Source organism: Flavobacterium cupreum, assembly GCF_003996965.1.
GTDB lineage: Bacteria > Bacteroidota > Bacteroidia > Flavobacteriales > Flavobacteriaceae > Flavobacterium > Flavobacterium cupreum.
Genome location: NZ_QWDM01000025.1, coordinates 38,150 through 45,165 on the forward strand (window position 1 = coordinate 38,150; position 7,016 = coordinate 45,165).

At 36.4% G+C, this 7,016-nt stretch carries 5 protein-coding genes; 3 read left to right on the forward strand and 2 right to left on the reverse strand.

Annotated elements, in window-relative coordinates; all coding sequences use genetic code 11:
- The first annotated feature begins 11 nt into the window (after positions 1 to 11).
- The 3 genes from D0817_RS26125 (at position 12) to D0817_RS23800 (ending at position 4,531) form a co-directional block, all read left to right on the forward strand.
- Entirely contained in the window at positions 12 to 1,169 is a 1,158-nt protein-coding gene (locus D0817_RS26125) for an eCIS core domain-containing protein (RefSeq protein WP_202866512.1), read from the forward strand.
- Positions 1,170 to 1,250: 81 nt separating this feature from the next.
- Positions 1,251 to 2,876, forward strand: a complete 1,626-nt coding sequence (locus D0817_RS26130) for an eCIS core domain-containing protein (protein ID WP_202866513.1) — start codon at positions 1,251 to 1,253, stop codon at positions 2,874 to 2,876.
- 29 nt (positions 2,877 to 2,905) lie between these two features.
- The gene (locus D0817_RS23800) at positions 2,906 to 4,531 is read left to right on the forward strand and encodes a hypothetical protein (RefSeq protein WP_127340838.1); all 1,626 of its coding nucleotides are present in this window, start codon (positions 2,906 to 2,908) and stop codon (positions 4,529 to 4,531) included.
- Positions 4,532 to 4,731: 200 nt separating this feature from the next.
- On the opposite strand, the gene D0817_RS23805 is transcribed toward D0817_RS23800, so the two are convergent.
- The gene (locus D0817_RS23805; protein ID WP_127340839.1) at positions 4,732 to 5,367 is read right to left on the reverse strand and encodes a hypothetical protein; all 636 of its coding nucleotides are present in this window, start codon (positions 5,365 to 5,367) and stop codon (positions 4,732 to 4,734) included.
- A gap of 17 nt (positions 5,368 to 5,384) precedes the next feature.
- On the reverse strand, positions 5,385 to 7,016 hold a 1,632-nt coding region (locus D0817_RS26070; RefSeq protein WP_127340840.1), incomplete at its 5' end, for an N-acetylmuramidase domain-containing protein.

Genomic DNA, 7,016 nt, shown 5'->3' on the forward strand with positions numbered 1-7,016 from the left:
AAAAATATAATATGGAGCAGACTTTCAATAAAACAACCAAAAGCGAAACACAAGCTGTTTCGGCTAGTCTGAGTGAGAAAACCATTCAAAATAAAGCAAAAGCATTACAGGACAATCGCCCTGCTTCTATTCTTCAAAGAAAAGCAAACAATACCGGCCTTCCCGACCAATTAAAGTCCGGAATAGAAAATCTGTCCGGCCATAGTATGGATGATGTCAAAGTGCATTATAACTCCGACAAACCTGCCCAGCTTCAGGCACACGCGTATGCACAGGGAACCGACATTCATATCGCTTCCGGACAGGAAAAACATTTACCACACGAAGCCTGGCATGTAGTACAGCAAAAACAGGGGCGCGTAAAACCGACTCTGCAAATGAAAGGCAAAGTTAATGTGAATGATGATAAGGGACTCGAAAAAGAGGCTGATGTTATGGGTGCGAAAGCCATTCAGAATAAAAGCATATTTCATTCTGCTCCGGAAAATACGTCTTTTTCCTCCACAAAAAACTACGTGACAGCAACAGTACAACGATTTACCCAGGAGGACATAAAGTTTATGTATGAAAACAAATTCGGTTTAAGGCATCATAGTACAAAAGCTTCCGCAGAAAATGAAAAATTACATGGAACCGAAGGTGGCGATGCGGTCCCCCTGAACGCTATTGGAGGTGAAAATCCCAGAATGTCATTCGATTTATTGAGAAACACCCCAATACCCGTTGAGGTGATCAATAAATTTATTGCTAATGTAGATCATTTTATTTCCAATTCCTTAAACCGTACTGTTGTAATACGTTTAGGTCACACAACACCAAGACAACTCATAGAGCAATCTGTAAGTAAAAGTACTTTTCTTCTGGTACAGGGCATGAACGGAACAGATGCGCCAAAAGACATAGAAAAAGCAGTCTATGGGGGATTGGGTAAAGCCGGAAAACAAAAAATAAACGCCAGTCAGATTATACATTTAATGGCACTAAATGACAATGAAACAGATATGGAATTTATGAAGTTTATGCATGAAGATGCATTAGACACTCCAATCCAGACAAGGGAAGAGGGAGAAGAAGCCTTCAGTAATTTGGTGATGATATTTTCAGAAAAACTAAAAGATGTAGTATATAAAATGCGTACAGGCAATGACCGTTTTTTGGTAGACATCTAAAATAATACAACTCTATTTTCACTCCTATTGTTAGAAACCGATGGTTATACTAAAAAAAGAGAATAATTAATTGCAAAACTTATGGAACAGTCAAATTATATAAAAAACAACATCAAAACACAATCTGTTTCTAATAGCCTAACGACTAAAAATACTCAGAATAAAGCAAAAGCATTACAGGACAATCGCCCTGCTTCTATTCTGCAAAGAAAAGCAAACCATACCGGACTGCCCGACCCCTTAAAATCAGGAATAGAAAACCTTTCCGGACATAGTATGGATGATGTCAAAGTACATTATAACTCCGACAAGCCTGCACAACTTAATGCGCATGCCTATGCACAGGGAACCGACATTCATATTGCTTCCGGACAAGAGAAACATCTACCTCACGAAGCCTGGCATGTGGTGCAGCAAAAGCAAGGACGGGTAAAACCAACTTTACAGATGAAAGGTAAAGTAAATATAAACGATGATAAAGGACTCGAAAAAGAGGCTGATGTTATGGGAGCCAAAGCTCTCAATACCACACCCAGTACACAATTAAAAATTCTTAAAAAGAAGTCCGCCAACTCCTATGTAGTTCAGAATGTAAGAAGTAAGGAAACCGCCAAAGAGAAATTTGACCGACAGATGAAGGAGATGAACGAACGTATAAAAAAAGCAAATGAAAAAATAGATAATATACATAAAATAAAAGCTGAACTTGGTATTGATGCGACTGCAACACCAATGAATCCGGCTTTTTTTGTAGGCGGATTTCCTACTACAGACCATTTGAATATTTCAAAAAAAGAAGCAAGATTAGCCAATTTCAGTTCAATGGTCAAAGAATTTGTAAATGCAATGCAAAAGAATAACGTAACTCCGGAAATACAAACAGCTTTGGTAAAAACGGCTTTGGGAGCTTCAGAATCAATTTATGTTTCCGGAAATACTTCTAATGCCAATAATAAAATCAGAGGTAAAAAAGCAATGGTTTTAGGTGATTATTACAAAGCTAATATTCGCCCGATAAGTGTTCGGAGAAGAGTAAAAGGCATTGAAAACGTTGCGCGGAGCATGGGGTATAAAGCAAAAGGAAGATATGTGGTTAAGAAAGATTTCAGGACTAAAATAAAAGTAGTCAAAGGCGATACGGAAAATACTATAGCACAAAAAATAATCCGAAGTTTACTAACGGAGCATAAGCGTAATCCTCTTCGTCTGACCGGAACCAGTTCCAGAAAATTTGCGAGAGCCCACGCTTCTAAACAGATGAACGTACCTACTAATAAAGAAAATATTCATGCAGAATCGGCCATACTTGCCAGTATACGTGATACCAAACAAAAAATATTAGAAATTGGAGGCACAAAAGTTGCCTGTATGGCGTGTCAGGCCTATTTTACCAAATTAGGCGAACACGAGTTACTGGGAGATCATACCGGGTATGGATGGATCTCTAAGTCATCGCTGGCACAAATCAAACTATTAATAGATTCTATAGAAACAGCGGAAGATTATCTGGTAAGCCTTGTCAAAATATTAGAATCCAGATTATTATCTCTAAAAAGATTTACCGGAGCTGCGGGGGATAAAAATGTAGAAGATGCCGAACCAGAATCAGATGCTGATGATACTGATTCTGAAGATGAGGACTCTTTGGTCCTGTTAGAAAAATCCAGTGTTATTAGAGAAATTGCTCTGGCCTTATTAAATAGTTGATAAAAAGCGCATCACAAATTGAAATTAGTATGGAACATTCTCAAGATATAACTAACAGAAGCAAAACGCAATCTGTTTCAGATAGTCTGAATAAGAAAACCGTTCAGAATATGGCAATAGTACTTGAGGACAATCGCCATGCCTCTCTCCTGCAACGAAAAGCGAACAACACCGGCCTGCCGGATCCCCAGGCCGACGTGATGGGCGCAAAAATGCTTAGCCGGCAAAAAACAATGCGGCCAAAAACAGCCCTTAATTTTCGCCCGGTCGTACAAAGGGTTTTAAATGCACAAAACGTGGCAGCCAAAGGCCATCAGTTTTTAGCAGCGCATGAAGAGGAAAGACAATTGATCTTTAAAGCAAATAAATTACTGCAGGATTTTAGTGAACACGATTCTCCAGCAACCTTTCATGCTGTTAGTTCAAAACTAACTTCAATAAGAGATGCTTGTTACGCCCAAACCAATATTCAGGCTGATCTGGTTCAGGAATACGTTGATATTACTGATGAAGCCATTAGAAAAACATTTCTGGATACGGTTTTACAAAAAGATTCGGAAGCTTTAAAACCTCTGTTTAACCAACTCATTAATCAGACGCCACTGGGTGATGGTGTGGATGCTAAATATAAAAAAATATTCCTGTCTTATGTGCTTCAGGGAATGAAATTCACAGCCGGTGAAGGGCGTTTTAAAGAATTAATGCAGCTTTTAGGAGACCGGAATATCGAAATCAATCAACTTCTCATTGGTCCCAGTGCCGGATTGCAGAATCCGGAAAGAGATAATCCACTGGGAGAAAAAACAGAACGCCGGGATAAAGTGGCAGACGCCGAATTGCTTGCACAACACCATAATAATCTGAGTGAATTTATAAAAGCAAAGGCAACTGGTGATTATACACGCACAGCAAACCCCAGAACGGCAGAAATTGGTGATGCAACAGTCAATATGGAAAGAAGTCAGACTTTACTCCCAATTTATTACGGCCATACCGATACAAAAGACATACAGGCTTTTACCTCTCCTATGTTTGCCGCTAATCATCATGAACTTGGCCATGTAGTCAATAAATTAAAGGGAATGGCAGGAGTTTCTGCTGATAAATACAGGGGTGAACCCATTCTAAATCAGCTTACAGACGAAGAAGAAATGCATAATATCAGTATCGATCAACATAGTGACAAAGCACTTACAGACCAAATGAAATTACCGGAAAGGATTGCTCATGGCGCCATGGGCGGGCTGGATGCTGCTTCACCAGCACTGGACAGAGAATCCATGGCTACTGACTTAACGAAGTGGGATACTCTTACCTATAACTTAACACCCGACAGGAAAAAGAACCTTGAACTTATTAAACGCATCGCTGACGCCAATTGGAGTGAACATACAAAATATGGCAGTAAACCATCGGGTGTAAAAAAAATAATGGAAAAAGTGACCAGTATAAATAATAAGGGATTAGGAATGAAAAAACAATTCGAGGAGGTCAGAAAAATTGCAATCGCCGCTGCTGCAGAAAAATCTTCCAACCGCTCTGTTCACACATCGGATTTCTACACCATTTTAAGCCAAATGAATGTTGATTCTTCTGATGGATTAACTGCATTAGAAGGTAAACTGAATACCTTAGTTGCTAATGGGAAATTATAAAAATCAACTGATTGAGTATAATTCAAACCTGGTGTCAGGCTGAACGGAGTCGAAGCCTCTTGCTGGTGCTATCGTTTCGCTCGTGCACATCATCTTGTCTCGTCCTGAAAAAAGTTTACATATTTGTAATTTATATAAATCCTAATAAAAAGAAATTCAACCCCAACACATCTGGTACATTACAGAAACAATAAAAAAATCTATTTTACTTTATTATTTTCTAATTTTAAATATTTCAAATCAGAACTTTTTAAATCTATAGGAATTAATAAATTACAAACTTCATCTTTGTATATATTTATATAAGATAATCCATCTTTAAAATATAAATCCATTAACACATCTTTTAATTGATATTTACATTCAAGGTTTGTTCTTTTTACTGCTAAAATTTTTTTTACCCTATTTTCAAAATCTTTTGTTCTATTTAATTTCACCCAAAACAATTCATTTTTTAGCCGTATAAGATTATAAAAATCCATTGATTCAATATCTCGTGGAGAGCGAAATATTGTATTACTAATTATCATTAAACTTATAAATCCATTAGAAGAATGTCCTACTTCACATTTTACATTTATTTTACATTCCCGATCTTTATCTTCGCAATATTTATTTAATAATTCTTTTGAAATAATTTTTTCTATTAACTTTTGAGATGACAAATCAGAAATTATCGGTTTATTTATAGTAATATTTTTCAATATTACTTTTTCATATTTAACAGGAAAGGATTTTACTTTAATTTCCGTTTTTAAATCCTTAAAATTATTTACTTGACTATTGCATTTTAAACCCATGAAAACTAACACAAGTAATAAATATATTTTTTTCATAATTTATTTCTTTAATATTATTTTTGATAAAAAAGCTTACTTTCATTATCAAGCAACTTTTTATATTCCGAATCCCAAAATTCTTTTGCAGCTTTTATTTTTCTATCAATTTCGTTTTGCTGCTCTGCATAATCATCATAAGCACTTTTTAATTTTTCATCATATTTATTTTTTTTATATTTTGGTCCATTATAAATCTTCGCAAAGGTTTTCCAATCTCCTGACTGAATTGCTTCTAATAAGTCATCATTACTAAGAATAATGTTTACAAAGGCAGTCAAATGTTTATCCTCATCGTTAGACATCATTGTGGTTGCAAAATCAGAGACATTTTTAAAACCAGCTGCTTTAAAATTAGACTCCATTATTTGGAAGCCACCATATGATGCAGATTTATAACCAGCATCTTTATCAAGTCCAACAGCTTTATTTAACTTTCCAATTTGTTCACTATAATTACCATAACCTCCCTGCTGAGGATTTGAAATATCAGGATTTGTTTTATCAAATTTCCCATTCGTGAAATTACTAAAATAATGTCTTTCAAATAAAATTTTTGGATCTCCATTTTCTCTAAATGCATTTCCTCCAGTTTCTACTTTATAAACTGCTCTCACACTTGCTATTGGAATACCAAGTTTTTTTGCAGCTTGTACAATTGCCACAGGAGTGGGCTCAAGCCCATCGCTGTCGATAAAAAAAATAGGATTATTAAAAGCGTAGTTATATGAACTATGTCTTCTCATTTGTTCAGCTAAGGGGTCAATATTCATCCATCTTCCAATTGCAGCATCATAATTTCTGGCGCCAAAGTCATACCAATTTAACTGAGAACCCCCAATACTATCATCCTGTAATTCCTTACCGTTATACTTATATTTCTGACCCGGATTAGATGAAGTAACCAAAGAATTATACCCCTTATGTGTCAACCCAAAAGGGTAATAGTTTTTTTCTTCAATAATTTCGGTATTGTTTACAATGCCATTGTTATCCTTATCACTGTAACTCAATCTCACATTTCCCAAGTGATCTTTGTATTGATACACATATTCATAAGAACTTCCCGAAGGTTGTACATAGCCCTCGGCGGTGGGGAAAAAATCAAGCGTGAATATTTTTGAATTCAAGGCACTGTACTGAAATCCTCCCCTTAAATAATCGGTGATTATTGTACTGGGGGGCAGAACAGCTGTTCCCGCTTTAAAAACTGTTTTCCCTGTTTTCTGACCACTCGCATTGTAAATGTACGCAATATGCCCGGTCGTACCAAAGCTTATCTTAGTGGGTAAGTTAAGATGGTTGTAGGTAATCGCCGTGATGTTTTTGTTCTTGTCGGTCGTCATATTTCCATTGGCATCGTAGGTATAATCATTGCCTGTTTTGTTGAAATCATTAAAACCACTGCTATTGTTGCTTTTGTCTGCTACGTTGCCCAATTGGTTGGAGCTGGCCGCATAAGTATACATTAGATCGTCAATTCCTATGGGTTGTATTTGCGGGTCTGTGTCTCCATTTCGTCTCAGGGACAGAATATTTCCGTTTTTATCATAGGTTAAACTTTCATTATAGGCATTGGTCGTCAAACCGTTTTTTCCGTAAATCGCATTTTTCAACCGGTTCAGTTTATCGTATTGATAACCGTAACG

Coding starts and splice junctions, on each gene's coding strand:
- D0817_RS26125 (WP_202866512.1), top strand. CDS start 12: ATGGAGCAGACTTTCAATAAAACAACCAAAAGCGAAACACAAGCTGTT.
- D0817_RS26130 (WP_202866513.1), top strand. CDS start 1,251: ATGGAACAGTCAAATTATATAAAAAACAACATCAAAACACAATCTGTT.
- D0817_RS23800 (WP_127340838.1), top strand. CDS start 2,906: ATGGAACATTCTCAAGATATAACTAACAGAAGCAAAACGCAATCTGTT.
- D0817_RS23805 (WP_127340839.1), bottom strand. CDS start 5,367: ATGAAAAAAATATATTTATTACTTGTGTTAGTTTTCATGGGTTTAAAA.